The 14857-nt window shown below is 45.5% G+C and carries 11 protein-coding genes; 5 read left to right on the forward strand and 6 right to left on the reverse strand.

Annotation, left to right across the window (positions count from 1 at the left end; all coding sequences use genetic code 11):
• Positions 1 to 7: 7 nt before the first annotated feature.
• The 4 genes from G6R11_RS01535 to G6R11_RS01550 form a co-directional block, all read right to left on the reverse strand.
• Complete coding sequence (locus G6R11_RS01535; protein WP_163130802.1) at positions 8 to 505, reverse strand: TetR/AcrR family transcriptional regulator; 498 nt, start codon at positions 503 to 505, stop codon at positions 8 to 10.
• Between the two features lie 49 nt (positions 506 to 554).
• Positions 555 to 1262: a glycerophosphodiester phosphodiesterase family protein gene (locus G6R11_RS01540; protein ID WP_163130805.1), complete on the reverse strand. Its 708-nt coding sequence runs from the start codon at positions 1260 to 1262 to the stop codon at positions 555 to 557.
• 67 nt (positions 1263 to 1329) lie between these two features.
• A complete protein-coding gene (locus G6R11_RS01545) occupies positions 1330 to 2163 on the reverse strand; it encodes an ion transporter (RefSeq protein WP_163130809.1) in 834 nt (277 codons plus the stop codon).
• Positions 2164 to 2246: 83 nt separating this feature from the next.
• On the reverse strand, positions 2247 to 3131 hold the full coding sequence (locus tag G6R11_RS01550) for a LysR family transcriptional regulator (RefSeq protein ID WP_163130812.1): 885 nt from the start codon (positions 3129 to 3131) through the stop codon (positions 2247 to 2249).
• A gap of 104 nt (positions 3132 to 3235) precedes the next feature.
• Here G6R11_RS01550 and G6R11_RS01555 point away from each other — a divergent pair, with 104 nt between their 5' ends.
• Both G6R11_RS01555 and G6R11_RS01560 read left to right on the forward strand, forming a co-directional pair.
• Positions 3236 to 4447 (forward strand): MFS transporter, encoded by a 1212-nt coding sequence (locus G6R11_RS01555; protein ID WP_163130815.1) that lies wholly within the window; start codon positions 3236 to 3238, stop codon positions 4445 to 4447.
• 301 nt (positions 4448 to 4748) lie between these two features.
• Positions 4749 to 7733, forward strand: a complete 2985-nt coding sequence (locus tag G6R11_RS01560) for an ExeM/NucH family extracellular endonuclease (RefSeq protein ID WP_163130818.1) — start codon at positions 4749 to 4751, stop codon at positions 7731 to 7733.
• 60 nt (positions 7734 to 7793) lie between these two features.
• Here the strand turns inward: G6R11_RS01560 and G6R11_RS01565 are convergent, their stop codons facing one another.
• A complete protein-coding gene (locus G6R11_RS01565; protein ID WP_163130821.1) occupies positions 7794 to 8564 on the reverse strand; it encodes a class I SAM-dependent methyltransferase in 771 nt (256 codons plus the stop codon).
• Between the two features lie 88 nt (positions 8565 to 8652).
• Complete coding sequence (locus G6R11_RS01570) at positions 8653 to 11103, reverse strand: EAL domain-containing protein (RefSeq protein ID WP_163130823.1); 2451 nt, start codon at positions 11101 to 11103, stop codon at positions 8653 to 8655.
• Positions 11104 to 11348: 245 nt separating this feature from the next.
• Between G6R11_RS01570 and G6R11_RS01575 the strand changes: the two genes are divergently transcribed.
• The 3 genes from G6R11_RS01575 (at position 11349) to G6R11_RS01585 (ending at position 14467) form a co-directional block, all read left to right on the forward strand.
• Positions 11349 to 12617 carry a DEAD/DEAH box helicase gene (locus G6R11_RS01575; protein ID WP_163130826.1) on the forward strand — a complete coding sequence of 423 codons (1269 nt, stop codon included), beginning with the start codon at positions 11349 to 11351 and terminating at the stop codon, positions 12615 to 12617.
• 120 nt (positions 12618 to 12737) lie between these two features.
• Entirely contained in the window at positions 12738 to 13751 is a 1014-nt protein-coding gene (locus G6R11_RS01580) for a linear amide C-N hydrolase (RefSeq protein WP_163130829.1), read from the forward strand.
• Between the two features lie 68 nt (positions 13752 to 13819).
• The gene (locus G6R11_RS01585) at positions 13820 to 14467 is read left to right on the forward strand and encodes a DUF1295 domain-containing protein (protein ID WP_163130831.1); all 648 of its coding nucleotides are present in this window, start codon (positions 13820 to 13822) and stop codon (positions 14465 to 14467) included.
• Positions 14468 to 14857: the final 390 nt, after the last annotated feature.

The following is a 14857-nucleotide window of genomic DNA, read 5'->3' on the forward strand; positions in this document are numbered from 1 at the left end:
TAATCAGCTAACTGTCTACGCTTTTGAGGGGAGTACGTCCCCGCTGGTTAATAAATTTGAGCATCGACTTGCCAAGCAACCAGGGTAGGTCTTGGTTTACCGCTTGATAGCCTAAATGGCTGGCCACATGGTTAGTGAACTGGTTCCAACCAACATTGGCTAATCGCCACGCCACACTTTTTTGCTGAGAAGCATCAATAAACAAATGAACAATCGCGCGAAAGCGTGGTGACTCTAAGCTGTCTAACCAAGTTAGGCGTAAGCTTTCACGGCTGCTTAAATCCAAATGCTGAATAAAATTTTGCGTTAGTCGGCTATTTACCGCCGAGGTAATTGACTGCAAACTGGGAAAGCATTCATTCAGTTCAGCGTCGCTAATTCCACATTGGCTAGCGATGTTTTTCATCTCAATTTGCTGCCAATCGCCCTCTAATAAAAAGGCCAATACCTGATCGAGAATACGTTCTTTGAGCTGTTGCTCGGGTGATAAGTTTACTGGCGTCATAGCTCGCTTCCTGCGAATTAAGCGCACATCCACAACGCACGCTTAGGGTCTATAAAAATCGCTCAGGAAAGTCACTAATAACCATATCCAGCCATGGCAACAATGCGGTGATTTCGGTGGGCTCATTTACAGTGTATGTAGACAAACGATAACCCGCCAGTTTGATTTGTTTGGCTTGAGCCACACTGAGTTCTTTATAATTACAGTGGCATGCTACAGCGTTAATATCGGAAAGCTGTTGTTGCCAGTTTTCGGGCGGAGCTTCATATAGCTGGGCTAAGTCTATTTGGCTGGCATGTTTATGTAAAAACAGCAGAATTTGATGATCAAAACTTGAGACAAGTAAATCACTTAAAGGGAAATTGCAGTGTTGGATCTCCGCTAACACCGCCTCAGCAAGTTGTTGCCGAGGTTGCTGATGGTACTTAAGCTCCAAATTAAGTTTTAAACCTAGTTTCTTGGCGTGAAGCAGGTATTGGCGCAAGCTGGGGATTTGTTGGCCAATAAACTCTGGCGCAAACTTTACTCCGGCATCGATGGTTTGCAATTGATCTAGGCTATGTTCCGCTACTTTGCCACTGCCATGAGTACAGCGGGCTAAGTCTTCATCGTGAAATACAATGGCTTGGTGATCACTGGCTAAAAAGGTATCAAACTCAACCCATTCTAAACCTAGCTCAACTGCTCGGTCTAAACCGGCTAAGGTGTTTTCTGGTGCGCTACCTGCTGCGCCGCGATGCCCTACAATAATCGCCATACATTTACCGTTAATAAGTTGTCTAATTCAGTGTAGCCCAGCAGACTAATGCCTGAATAATACAGAATTATGATTCTTCTAACAGGCTTGCGCCGCAGTGTTTACAGTAATCTGCATCGTGGTCGTGACCGGCGCGCTCACAATGTAGGCAGCGGTGCTCACTTTGCTCACGGCGCATTTCATTCACTAGCTCTGCGCCCACGATGCCAGTGGGCACAGTGATAATGGCAAAGCCGGTGATCATCACAAGGGCTGCTAATGCTTGTCCAAGCGGAGTGGCTGGCGAGATATCGCCATATCCCACGGTGGTAATGGTAACAATCGCCCAATAAATGCTTTTAGGTATGCTAGTAAAACCGTTAGCTGGGCCTTCTATGGCATACATTAGCGCGCCATAAATAGTGGTCATTAAGCAGATACAAAACAGAAACACTAAAATTTTGCGTCTTGCCAACATCAGCGCCCGTAGCAATACATTGGCTTCGCTCATGTAACGCACCAGCTTTAATACCCGCAAAATGCGCAGTATTCTCAGTAAACGGAACAACAACATTACTTGAGCGGCAGGGTAAAGCAGTGCCAGATAAGTCGGTAAAATAGCCAGCAGATCAACCACCCCGTAAAAACTCTTGGCGTACTCTTTTGGCTGCGGAGAACAATACAAGCGGGCGATATATTCAAGGGTGAAAAATAGCGTAAACACCACTTCTATGGCGATAAACCAGGTATGGTAAAGCTGTTCTAATTCACTGACCGAATCGAGAATTACCACTGTTACGCTGGCAATAATGGCAATCACCAATATTAAGTCAAAGCGCTTACCGGCCTTGCTTTGGTAACCAAAAATAATGTCATACAGCCTTTGTTGAAACGGGCTTTGCTGGGATTGTTGATTAGACACGCAGTCATCCTTGCTGGTAGTTCTTTATTTAGTATATCGAGAAAAAAGAGCAATGGCAGTTGCAGTGTTTTCTGATCTCTTAATTACGCTTGACTCAGCTTGCAATTATCCAAGACAAACTCTCTAAATCGTTGGTTGGCGCGAGACATGTAGGCGTCGCGTCGCCAAGCTAAACCTAATTCTAAGAAAAACGGTGGATTAAAACTGAGTGAGTGCAGTGCATCGCCCGGTTGAACCACCATGCTAAGCAGGGTAGTGATGCCGAAGTCTCTGGCAACAATCGATTTAATTAAGGGAATGAGGTTGGTTTGAAAAGAGACTTGCGGCACTTGCTGTTGCTCTCGGCTGATCTGCTCAATCACTTTATGGTGAAAATAGCCCTCTCTAAACAATACCAACTCATGTTCTAAAAACTCGCGATGGCTAATGCTGGTTTGTTGGCTAAGCGGGTTGTCTTGGCTGCAACAGGCCAGTAATTCACCTTTATAAATTGGCTCACAATGCAGCTCTGGGGGCACATCCTGAGTAACCACTATGCCTAAATCTAGCTCGCCACTTAGCAACTTTTTTCGTACCAGCTCTGTGCCCGCATCTATCACCGAAAGGTTAAGTTGTGGGTATAGGCTTTTAAAGCCCATTAGTAGGGGAGGGAAAAAGTAAGAGCCCATCATACTGGGGATGCCAATGGTTACCGTGCCACTTTCTAAGCCTACTAAGGATTGCATGGCTTGTTCGGCGTCTTCGGCTTGTTTAAGCAATTGTATGGCGTGTTGGTAAAGTATTTGGCCTTCGGCACTTAGGCTGACTTTGCGCTCATTGCGTTGTAAAAGTTGCACCGCCAGCTGCTGTTCGAGCTTTTTTATGGTGGCACTAATCGCCGGTTGAGCGATGCCTAATTGTTTGGCTGCAGCGGTGAAGCTACCGAGTTCCACAACACTAACAAACTGGCGTAGCTGTCTGAGCTCCATTGCTTTTCCCATAAGTAAAATTTATAGCTGTGATAATACTAATATATTTTATTTATTGGTAGTGGAAGCATAGGATTTAACTATTCCACGATGTCGAGCACGCTATGCAGTATCAGCAAAACAGTAAAGGTTTTTGGAAAGTCACCGCAGCGGTATCGGCCGCTTCACTGGTAACTTTTTTCAATTTGTATTTGGTGCAACCTTTGCTACCTATGTTTGCCAGTGAGTATCAAGTTTCTCCGCTGGCGGCTAGCGCGATGTTATCCGCTGCCATGTTAGGCATGGCGTTAGGCTTGTTGTTGTTGGCCTCTTTGTCGGATGCCGTGGGCAGACGCAAGATTCTGCTGTTGTCTATCGCGTTGGTGCCATGTTTAAGTTTGCTGATTGGTTTAGCACATCCCCAGTCGTTTTATGCCATCGTTGCACTGCGGTTTTTACAAGGCGTATGCCTAGCGGGTGTGCCAGCTGTAGCGATTGCTTACTTAGCTGAGCAGTTGGACTCACGTGCTTTAATCAAAGCGGTGGGTATTTTTATTGCCGCCAACTCTTTAGGTGGAATTGGTGGGCGCTTGCTTGGAGGTTGGAGTGCCGACTTGCTGGGCTCGTGGCAAATGTCGTTTATGCTGGTAGCGATACTTAGCATGGTGATGGCGGTGTTGGTTATCTTGCTATTGCCCGCCGAACAAAAACAAACTTTAGGTCGCTGGCGTTTATGCCAAAGCCTCACTAACTACAAACGGCACATTCGCAACCCGCAGTTAGTATGTGCTTACTTAGTGGGTGGAGTAGGCTTTGGTGTATTCATTAATCAGTTTTCATACTTAACCTTTATTCTGGCGGAAGCGCCATTTTCTTTGCCTGCTAGTCTTACTTCGCTACTGTTTCTTAGTTATCTAGGCGGCACGTTTACCGCGAGTTCGGCGGGAAGAATTGCTCAGCGTTATGGCAGTAAACGTTGTATCGTATTGGGTTTATTGGTGATGACCTTTGCCAGCTTTCTAAGTTTGTTTGGCGAGCTTTGGATATTGCTATTGGCAATGGTGGTGTCTTCAATGGGCTTCTTTTTCTGCCATGCGCAAGCTAGTGCATGGGTAAATCAGCATGCTACTCACGCTAAGGCCAGTGCTTCAGCGCTTTATACCATCAGCTATTACGTTGGTGCGGCAAGTGGTGGCGCTTTAATGCAACCCTTCTTTAGTACTTGGGGATGGCAGGGCATAGTGTTGCTAAGTGTTTGCTCACTGTCGGTGGTAGCATTTATGGCGCAGCGTTACCTACATGTTGCAGACGGCGAATTACAGATTGCTAAAGCGTAAGATTATAGCCGTTCATCTCCTTACTTAAATGTTGTGTGGCGTGGCTATTTTTATTCTTCAGTAGCCAATATTTTGGTTTTTAAAAGTCTAGGTAGCTTCATCAATGGCTGCGCCAACAATAGTGCTTACATAAGCTAACGTTAGGCTAATTTAGACTAGAGCTTTCACTTCAAAAAACTGTCACTGAGTTGTCACATTTTGTTCGCCATTTTTGTGTTTTTTTGTCATTAAGTTTCGTCAGGCTAGACCAGTTAATAGCGCCGCTCGGTGCGGCATTCTTATGGTCTCAGGGACGAGTATAATGAAACCCCAAAATGCAATTTTAATGGGCTTATGTGCCTTAGGTACTAGCGCTCAAGCTAATGTACTAATCAGTGAATATATAGAAGGCAGTAGCTTTAACAAGGCAATAGAAATTGCCAACTATGGCAGCGAAAGTGTTGACCTAGCAGCTGGCGACTATCAGCTGCGCTTGTTTTCTAACGGTGCAAGCACTGCCACTAATACCCAAGCCTTAAGTGGCAACTTAGCGCCAGGGCAAACCTTGGTATTGGTCAATAGCAACGCGGTGATTGGCAATAACGACAATGCGCTTATTGCCCCTGGTGTTGGCATAGAATCAAGCGTAGTTAATTTTAACGGCGATGACGCAGTAGGCTTGTACGCCAACGATGTATTGCTGGATCGCATTGGCCAAATTGGCGTTCGCCAAACTTGGACCGATGGCGGTGCTTCAACCAAAGATCAAACGCTACGCCGCCTAGCAGAAAGCAGCCCAGATAATGACAATAGCCAAGAGTTTGTTATTTCATCTCGCTGGTTTAACTACGCAAAAAACACCGTTGATGGCTTAGGCTGTATTGGCCAAGAAGCTTGCAGCGATGATGGTGGCCCAGTTGATCCGCCTATCTCAGAAATTGGCCAGTGTGGCGATGCAAGCACGGCTATTCATAACATTCGCAGTGCTAACTTGCTTGACCAAGAAGTGGTGGTTGAAGCAGTAGTTGTGGGTGATTTCCAAGGTGACGCAAGCAATAATCAGTTGTCAGGTTTTTTTGTACAACATGCCGATGCTAACTGGGATGCCGACCCACAAACCTCAGAAGGCATATTTGTTTATCACTATGCCGACGAAGTTGAGCTAGGCCAACGAGTGCGAGTAAAAGCAACTGTTGCTACTTATAGCGGTGGAAACCAACTTAAAGATGTAAGTGGCTTAATTGTGTGTGGCGAAGAAGCATTGCCTAGCGCGACTAGCTTAAACTTGCCCTTAGCTGATGCCGATCTTTATTACCTAGAAGGCATGCGTGTTGTGCTACCACAAACCTTACACGCCACGCCTGCCTACACCTTCAATCGCTATGGCGAAACGGTGTTATCGCTAGGCAAACGTTTTAAGTCTACTCAAGTTCACCCTGCTAATACGCCAGAAGCCGAAGCCTTAGCCCAAGCTAACCAGCTAAACCGTTTGGTGCTAGACGATGGCTTAAGCTCGCAGAACCCTGACGATATAGCTTACTTCCCTAACTTCTCGGCTTTAAATAGCCTGCGTGCTGGCTCGCAAGTGAGCAATGTAGAAGGGGTGATTAACTACAGTTTTGGTCAGTTTAGAGTGCAGCCTACTCAAGTGCCGACGTTTATCGACGCTAACCCAAGAACTGCTGAGCCAGAGTTAAGTGAGCAAGGCAATTTAACCGTTGCTAGCTTTAACGTGCTTAACTTTTTCACCGATTTAGACATTGATAATGCAACGGATTTTCGTGGTGCTAACACCGCCGAAGAGTTTGAGCGTCAGCGGGCTAAATTGGTATCTGCCATGGTTGCTATGAACGCCAATGTAATGGGTTTAATGGAGCTACAAAACAATGGCTTTGAGCAAACTAGCGCTATTCAAAACTTGGTTGACGCGGTAAATGCTCAGCTGCCAGCAGAGCAACACTACACGGTGGTTAAGCCGCTGACAGAGCGTATTGGCGAAGACATGATCACCGTAGGTTTAATTTACCAACCTAGTGTTGTGCAAGTAGACGGTGATGCCCAGCTGATTAATGCCTATCCCTTTGATCAAGCAACCGCTAAGCACCGTGTTCCTTTAGTGCAAAAATTCAGCATGCTAGCAGGTGGCGAAAGCTTCTATGTGGCGGTGAACCACTTTAAATCTAAGGGCAGTAATTGTAATGCCTTGGGTGACCCAGACATGGGCGATGGCCAAGGAAACTGTAATGGCCAACGTACTTTAGCGGCGCAAACTCTTAGCCAGTTTTTTGCTGAAAAACAAAATGTACTACTGCTAGGTGACTTTAACGCTTACGCTAAAGAAGACCCAATGTTGGCCTTCGAAAGCGTCGGCTTTACCAACCTAGTGCCGCAGTTTGAAGCCAATAGCTACTCTTACTTCTACGATGAAGAGGCAGGTAGTTTAGACCATGCATTGGCCGATGCTGCCCTAACTTCACGAGTACTTGATGCTACCGACTGGCATATTAATGCCGATGAGCCTACTGGCTTAGACTACAACACCGAGTATAAGTCTGACGCACAAATCACTAACTTTTACGCGCCTGATGCCTACCGTGCTTCTGATCATGACCCTGTGATCGTAGCCTTAGATATGCGCAGTGCTGGCAGCATTAGCTCGGTTTCTCAACTTAGCATTGTTGAGGGTAGCAATAGCCCATTGGTAATTGAGCGCTTAGACGGAGATTACGGCGATGTAGTGCTTAAGTACCAAGTGATTGCAGGCTCTGCCGATGAGCAAGATCTAGCGCTAATCAGTGGTGAGCTAAGCTGGCAAGATGGCGACATGAGTAGCCGCGAGCTAAACATCGCTGCCTATGCTGATGAACTAGCAGAAGGTAGCGAGACAGCCTACTTGCAGCTAAGCATTGAGCAAGGTGATGCCAGTGTTGTGGTTCCGCAGGTAGAACTGCTGATTGAAGACAATACCCCATTAAGTGTGGCGATGCAGTTTGAGCAAATAGAGGTCGATGAATCTGCTGGCAACATTAACATCCCATTAGTATTAAATGGGGAAGCCAACAGCACTATCACTGCATGGGCTTTGGTTTTACCGTCGTCAGCCAATTGGTTTGATTACCGCGCATCGTTTATTCAGCGAGTGCAGTGGAATCAAGGCGAAAGTGGCGTTAAGCATGTGAGTGCCAAAATTGTCGACGACAATCGCAAAGAGGGCAGCGAGCGCTTTAAAGTGTATCTGTTCTCAGCCTTCCCAGCTCAACTAGGTAACATTACTAGCACTTGGGTAAACATTACCGACAACGACTAGTAAGTTTTAGCAAACAAAAAGGCGAGCACTTAGCTCGCCTTTTTGCCATCTATGTCGTGTTTAGCTCTTGCTTGCCACTATGGCGTAAACCAGCGGTGACTCGTAGTGCTCGTGTTCCTTCACAAACTCATCTTTGGCGCGCTCTTTTAAGTCTTCAAAACAGTTATAGGGGCTGTAGTCATATTCCTTTAATAGCTCAATCTTTAAACCTGCTTGAATTAGAGCATTTACTACGTCTGAAATCGGATGACCCCAAGTTAGCATTGGGCTTTCATCACCATCGTCGTTTTCGGTGTAAGTGCCTTCTTCATCAAGATCGGCCTCTTCACGGTGAAAGTAGCCATAGCCACTTAATAAATCGTGAATCGGGTGAAACTCTGCTAAGCACAACTTACCACCAGCTTTTAAGTTAGCCGCCACTACTTGAGCCCAACGGTTTATATCGGGTAGCCAACACAGTGCGCCGTAAGAGACAAATACCCAATCATGAATTGCTTGGCTTTGCTCGGCGTAGCCATAAACATCCTTACAAATGAATTCGGCGCTTAAACCTGTTTTCTCGGCAAGTTCGTTGGCACGTTTAATCGCTTGGCTGGAAAGATCTACCGCGGTTACTTTTGCGCCCAGACGCGCCCAAGACAAGCTGTCTAAGCCAAAATGACATTGCAGATGTAACAGCTTTTTGCCGTTTACGTCGCCCATTAAGTCACGCTCTATCGACTTAAGTGAACTGTTGCCAGCGAGAAATCCGTCTACATCATAAAAATCAGAATCTACATGCAGCTCGGTACGTTTATCCCAAGCGGTTTTGTTTAGCGCTAAATAGTCCATGCTCGCCACTATCTTAGTAAAGTGAATATGCCAAAAGTTTACCGCAAAGCATCAGTTTAAAGCAGCATTGGCTGACAAATTTACAATTCTAGTGGCTGTTTTGGTGCTCACGGTGTTTAAGCAACATGTCTTCTAACATTATTAAGCCCAAGCAAACCCCATTGGGCCCCGTTACCGCCACCACGGTATAGGGTTGATTAACAAACTGCTCGAATAGTTGGTCGAAGGAGGTATCTAAACTTACTTGCAAAAAGTCTTTGCTCATTACCTGATGGGCGCGTTTGTTTAGAGTCATTAAGTCGCGATTTTGCTCACCTTTAGTATTTAGGTAGGGGCTAATGGCGGCACTCACATCGCTTTGATGTAGCACGCCCAAGCAGTGGCTATTTTCAATCACCAGCAAATGTCTCGAGTTGTGTATTTCAAACTTTTCTAGAGCAATGCCGAGTTTTTGGTCTGGGCCAATTTTTGGAAAATCTCGGCGCATAATGGTTTGTGCGTTTACCACGTTCTCTTGGTACAAGTTCTGTATGAGCTTCATATACACAGGGTCGTTACTGTTATTTAGAATTTGTTCTAGGCTGCGAGGTTTACTAAAAATATAGCCTTGCAGCATATCAGCTTTAATCTTGGAGAGTAGGTAAAGCTCTTGTTGGGTTTCTACACCTTCGGCGATAACCTTTCCTCCCATTTTATGGGTGAGTTTGCACAGCATATCTATCATTGCGTATTCGTTAGATTCTTCCGTGAGTCCCGAGACAAAAGAGCGGTCAATTTTTACGATGTTCACCGGTATTTGGCGCAAGTAAGAAAACGAAGAGTAGCCAGTGCCAAAGTCGTCTAAGGCAATGGCAATGTTGCGGGCCTTAAGCTTTTCCAGCCACTCCGCGTGGTAATAAGAATCATCAAAGTAGGCTGACTCGGTAAGCTCTAAAGTAATAAGGCCTAAGTCGATATCGCTGGCTTCAAAGATTTTCAAGGTATCTTCCAGGCAGCAGTGGGAGACTCTATCATTAACTACCGAGCGATTAATCGACATGCCAATGTTGTCATCGTGGTAGTGGCGTTGCAGCAAGGGTAAATCGTGTAAAGCTTGCTTTGTGACCGCCGCATCTATTTGATCAATCCAGTTGTATTCTTCCGCTATTTCAATAAGTTCTTGAACACTATAAGGCAGTTGGGTATCTAATTTTACACGGCATAAAGCTTCAAATTTAACAATCTTTAGTTCGGGCAGGGCAACGATAGGTTGATAGTAGGCTTCAACTTGGTTAGCGGCGAGAGCTTGCCTAAGTAAGGTAGCTAAGGTGGCTTTGCGATTAAAGCGTTTAGATAAGCGTCGGTCAAAATAATACAGAGAGGACTCGTCACCTTGGCTATTCGCAATCAGTGCTTGGCTAGCATGTGCCAGCATTTGCGAAGGCGATGAAGCATCAATTTGCAATACCGACGCTCCACCGTGCACCGTGGCTGATAGGCCAATATCTTCATAGCTATTGTGGCCTTCAAGCACATTTAAAGCGTTTTTTAAGGTGTGCTCAATGTCTTCCATTTTTTTGGGCACAACCCAATAGGCTGCAAACATCTTCTCGTTAAGTATGCCCAAGTGACCGCTTTGACTAAGCTGACTAAAACGCTGTGCCACCAACCATTGGCGCGTCATTGCGCTGGTGGCTTGGGCTAAGCTAACGCTAAATACCAGCCCCACAATGGTGACTTCATTATTCAGTTGTTTGTAATCGGCATTTAACTTTTTGTTGAACGCATTCTTGTCGGGAACATGCACTTTTGAGCTGGCGTTGGGGTCGTCTTCGTCCCATAAATCGGTAGAGGTATCAAGGCGGTGGCTTGATGATACATAAACATGTTCTTCGCCTGGTAAATCAATCCGTTGAATACGTGCTTCGTGGGCATAAATCTCACCTTGCTTAGTTTTTGCTAATAGCTCGCCAGTCCAAATTTTATGCTCATCTATGTGGCTCCAAAGTTTCTGATAAAACGGTTTAGTATAGCGGCCGCTTTTAAGTATCGAGGCTGGCTGGCCTAATAACTCATGCTCTTGGTAACCCGTGTTGTTACACCATGCCTTGTTCACCAGCAAAATGGTGTGATTTAAATCTGCAATCATTAGGCCTTCATTAGATTGAGCAAAAACCTGTTTTAAAAATGCCAGTTCTTGTTGTTTAGTAAGGAAATACTGCTTTAATTCAATGGTGCCGGTAATTACTTTGTCGTTGGCTGGTAGGGCATTAATGACTATTTCGGCGATATAACGATGCTGATAAGCGTTCAGAATAGCCGTTTGAATTATCGGCTTACCGGTTTCCATTACTTGTTTAATGTGCTTTTTAAGCAGCGCAAGTTGGGTCTTTTCAAAGGCTGCAAATAGCTGGGAAAGCGTTAATACAGATTGAGTAGGATAGCCCAACATCGCAATAAGCTGATGCGGGCAGGTAAAGCTGTTGTTTTGTAAGTCAATTGACCATGCTTGTGGAGCAAAACCTTTAACTTTTTGAAATGAAGATTCATCAACTATCATTTTGCAGCTCTCAGTGATGCATTAGGTTTGTGCTTGTCATTACAAATAACAATTAGATTGCTCAGTTAAACTTTAGCAAACACTAAGTAAAGCTTCTAACCAATTGTGAGCTTATCCCCTCATATTTGCTCTAGCTCATATTTGCTCATTTTTTCTGTCAATTGCTCTATTGCCAAAAAATAACTGATTTTGGCGCTCCCGCTCGGGGTATCATGGCGGTGTATTTAACATTTAAGAAGGTGTGTATGTCATTTGACGCAATAGGCTTGTGTGATGAGTTGTTACAAGCGGTGCAAGAGCAGGGTTATAGCACGCCATCTCCAATTCAGCTAAAAGCGATACCCCTAGCACTTAGCGGGCGAGATTTAATGGCTGTAGCCGACACTGGCACTGGTAAAACCGCTGGGTTCACTTTGCCTATGTTGCAGCTATTGGCAAACGGCACTAAACCACAGCCAAAACAAATTCGCGCTTTGGTGCTTACGCCAACTCGCGAGTTAGCCGCTCAAGTGGCTGAGAGTGTTAAAAACTACAGCCAATATATGAAGCTTAGCGTGGCTGCTGTTTATGGCGGTGTGAGAATCGAGCCGCAAAAAGCTCAGCTATTAGAAGGTGCCGATGTGCTGGTGGCCACGCCGGGTCGTTTAATCGATCTTTATCAACAACAAGCAGTGAGCTTTGACCAGCTAGAGATATTGGTATTGGATGAAGCCGACCGCATGTTAGATCTTGGCTTTATTGATGAGATTAGCCATATCCAATCATTACTTCCTAAAACGCGCCAAACCTTACTATTCTCCGCTACCTTTTCTAAGCAAATTAAATCGCTGGCTAAAGGCATGTTAATCAATCCGCAGTTGATTGAAGTGGCCAATCAACAAAACAAGCTAGACAACATCAAGCAAAAGCTTCACCCAGTAGATAAAGCACGTAAAACAGAACTGCTTATTCATCTGTTTAGAAAAAACAAATGGTCGCAGGTATTGGTATTTAGCCGCACTAAAGTGGGTGCCGATGTATTGGTGACTCAACTAGAAAAAGCCAAAATTAGCGCAGCATCTATTCATGCTAACCGAACCCAGCACGCGCGCACCCAAGTGCTAGAGGGCTTTAAAAACGGCAGCATTAAGGTACTGGTTGCCACCGACATTGCCTCACGCGGTATTGATGTTGCCCAGCTCCCCTGTGTGATTAACTTTGATCTTCCCTATGAGGCCGAAGACTACGTACACCGTATCGGCAGAACTGGCCGCGCTGGAGCATCGGGGTTGGCGATTTCTCTGTATAGCAACGATGAAGAAAAGCGGCTACAAGCCATAGAGCGGCTGATTGGTCGCAAGCTTGAAGGCGAAATTATTCGCGGTTTTTCTCCCAAGCCCAAAGCAGTTTCCCACCCAGCTGATGATGACGAATATGGAAACTTCGAACCCGACCCAGAGCCACAAGGCCGTGGCAAAGGGCGGGGCGGTCGCAGTGCTAAGTCATCAACTAAAAAAGGCAATAAGCGTAGGTAAGCCGCTTCTTTTGTCTTACCTGTAAGCCAGAGTTTAAGCTGTTAATTCAGTCTTTTTGTTTAGTCGCGTTAATCTACAGCCATCAACGCAACAGATTGTTACTCAATAAAGGCTAACATTATGAACAAGACACTTATCGCACTTACCATCGCAGCAAGCACTTTCGGCCTTATGCAAACCGCAAACGCCTGTACTACTGCCGCTTATCATAATGGCGAAGCACAAGTAACCATGCGCACCATGGACTGGAACGGTTACGACAACGCTACCGTAGTAGGCAAAGGCCGTGGCATAAACAATAGCTACAGCGAAACCAACGGCGTAAGCACTAAAGCAAAATACGCCGCGATTAAAATTGAATCATTTGGCCATGCCACCGTTGCCGAAGGCATCAATGAAAAAGGCCTAGAAGCACGTATTTTATACCTAGGCACAGACGCAGGAACCCAGTTCCAGCAAGACACCGCCGAGCTACCCAATGTAGATGCAGGCGAAGTACCTAACTTTGTATTAGACAACTTTGCCACCGTAGCAGAGGCCATAGCAGGGCTAGAATCAGTAGAAGTTATTCCAACCGGCATCACTGGCATTCCTGGCCACGAAGACGAAGCTATTTACCCACCGGTGCATTTTCAACTGGTAGATGCCTCAGGTGAAGTCGCAGTAGTGGAATACATTGGCGGCGAAATGAAAGTGTATAGCGAGCATGGCGCTAGCTACATGAGTAACGACCCAGCCTTTGACTACCACCTAACCTTAGACAAAGAACAAGTTGAGCCAAACGCCACTATTCGCGCTGCCGACCGCCGTTTACGTGCCAAAATTACTACCGAAGATCTGTACCAGCGCAACGTGACTAACAGCCAACAAGCGCTAATCTCAATGAAGGCGACCCAAGCTGCCTCATTCTCTGGCTACAACCAACATGACCCGTACTTTGACAACGCCACTTTTCCAACCCTATGGACAGTATTTACCGACCGCACCAACAAAACCTTAATGTTGGATCGCGCCCATACCTTTGCTACAGAAAGCTACAGCTTCGATATGTTTGATGTAGCAGCCGCTGAGAGAGTGGTACTAGGTGAAAATCCAACGCCAAATGCGAGCTTTACTAACGAATTAGCGAAATAAGCGTTTGAATACAAACAACGGGCTAGGGCTCGTTGTTCTTGTTTAACTCGAATCAATTGGAGAGCATTATGACAACTCAAGTGGAACAACAAGCCGCTAGTACACAAGTAAGGCACTTTATTAATGCCCATAAAATTGCCACTCCGTTTGTAGTGCTGGGATTAATGTACGTTTATGATTTTTGGGGCGTATTAGCTTGGGTATACTTAGCCTTGCATGGTACTTATTGTGCGCTCTGGATGATCAAGGAATACAGCTTTCGTGATAAGCGATTTGAGCAAGATATTCACCCAGTGGCTGGCGGTATTTTTGTTTTTGGCATGTTGGGAGCCTACTGGCTCGCCCCATATATTATTATTTCTGAACAACTTAGCGCACCCGCTTGGCTAATGGCCTTTGCTGCTAGCGTCACCATTATTGGCATCTTCTTTCACTTTGTTAGCGATGCCCACAAGCATGCGGTGTTAAGCATTAAAAAAGGCTTAATTACAACGGGCTTATTCAGCCGAACGCGTAACCCTAATTACTTTGGTGAAATGCTAATTTATGCCGGCTTTGCCATGTTAGCTCAACACTGGGTACCCTTATTAGCATTGGCGTATTGGTGGACTTTCTTTGTACGAAACATGCTTAAAAAAGACCAATCTATTTCTCGCTATCCAGAGTTCGCCGACTGGAAGAAACGCAGTGGTTTATTGCTGCCAAAGCTTCTTTAATTTCGTTGTACATATAGTTAGAGTCAAATTTACTCAATGTCACAAGTCTTATTTTCACATGAATATGCCATTGCGAGTGTGTTTAGCTGGGAGGATTTCGCCTCTCGGCGACATCATTTTCTTTGAACAGCCAAAGAAAACGAAGCAAAAGAAAGGCTGCCCCGCATTATCTTTTTCCCTTGTTACTCAGTGCCAAGCGCGCCTGCGCAGCTTGCTATCGACTATGGTGTTTAGTTTCGCCTGTCGGCGACGTCATAAGCTTTGAATAGCCAAAGCTTAACGAAGCAAAAAGAAAGGTCGCCCTGCATTATCTTATTCCCTCGTTACTCATTGCCAAGCGCGCCTGCGCAACTCGCTGCGCTCAAACAGTGCTTGGCTTAATCGCTTGGC

Origin of the sequence: Agarivorans sp. Alg241-V36, assembly GCF_900537085.1 — a bacterium.
GTDB lineage: Bacteria > Pseudomonadota > Gammaproteobacteria > Enterobacterales > Celerinatantimonadaceae > Agarivorans.

What these genes read in the sequence shown, in the direction of transcription:
- G6R11_RS01570 (WP_163130823.1), bottom strand. Translation starts at nt 11,103, where the DNA reads ATGATAGTTGATGAATCTTCATTTCAAAAAGTTAAAGGTTTTGCTCCA.
- G6R11_RS01580 (WP_163130829.1), top strand. Translation starts at nt 12,738, where the DNA reads ATGAACAAGACACTTATCGCACTTACCATCGCAGCAAGCACTTTCGGC.
- G6R11_RS01575 (WP_163130826.1), top strand. Translation starts at nt 11,349, where the DNA reads ATGTCATTTGACGCAATAGGCTTGTGTGATGAGTTGTTACAAGCGGTG.
- G6R11_RS01560 (WP_163130818.1), top strand. Translation starts at nt 4,749, where the DNA reads ATGAAACCCCAAAATGCAATTTTAATGGGCTTATGTGCCTTAGGTACT.
- G6R11_RS01540 (WP_163130805.1), bottom strand. Translation starts at nt 1,262, where the DNA reads ATGGCGATTATTGTAGGGCATCGCGGCGCAGCAGGTAGCGCACCAGAA.
- G6R11_RS01550 (WP_163130812.1), bottom strand. Translation starts at nt 3,131, where the DNA reads ATGGAGCTCAGACAGCTACGCCAGTTTGTTAGTGTTGTGGAACTCGGT.
- G6R11_RS01565 (WP_163130821.1), bottom strand. Translation starts at nt 8,564, where the DNA reads ATGGACTATTTAGCGCTAAACAAAACCGCTTGGGATAAACGTACCGAG.
- G6R11_RS01555 (WP_163130815.1), top strand. Translation starts at nt 3,236, where the DNA reads ATGCAGTATCAGCAAAACAGTAAAGGTTTTTGGAAAGTCACCGCAGCG.
- G6R11_RS01535 (WP_163130802.1), bottom strand. Translation starts at nt 505, where the DNA reads ATGACGCCAGTAAACTTATCACCCGAGCAACAGCTCAAAGAACGTATT.
- G6R11_RS01585 (WP_163130831.1), top strand. Translation starts at nt 13,820, where the DNA reads ATGACAACTCAAGTGGAACAACAAGCCGCTAGTACACAAGTAAGGCAC.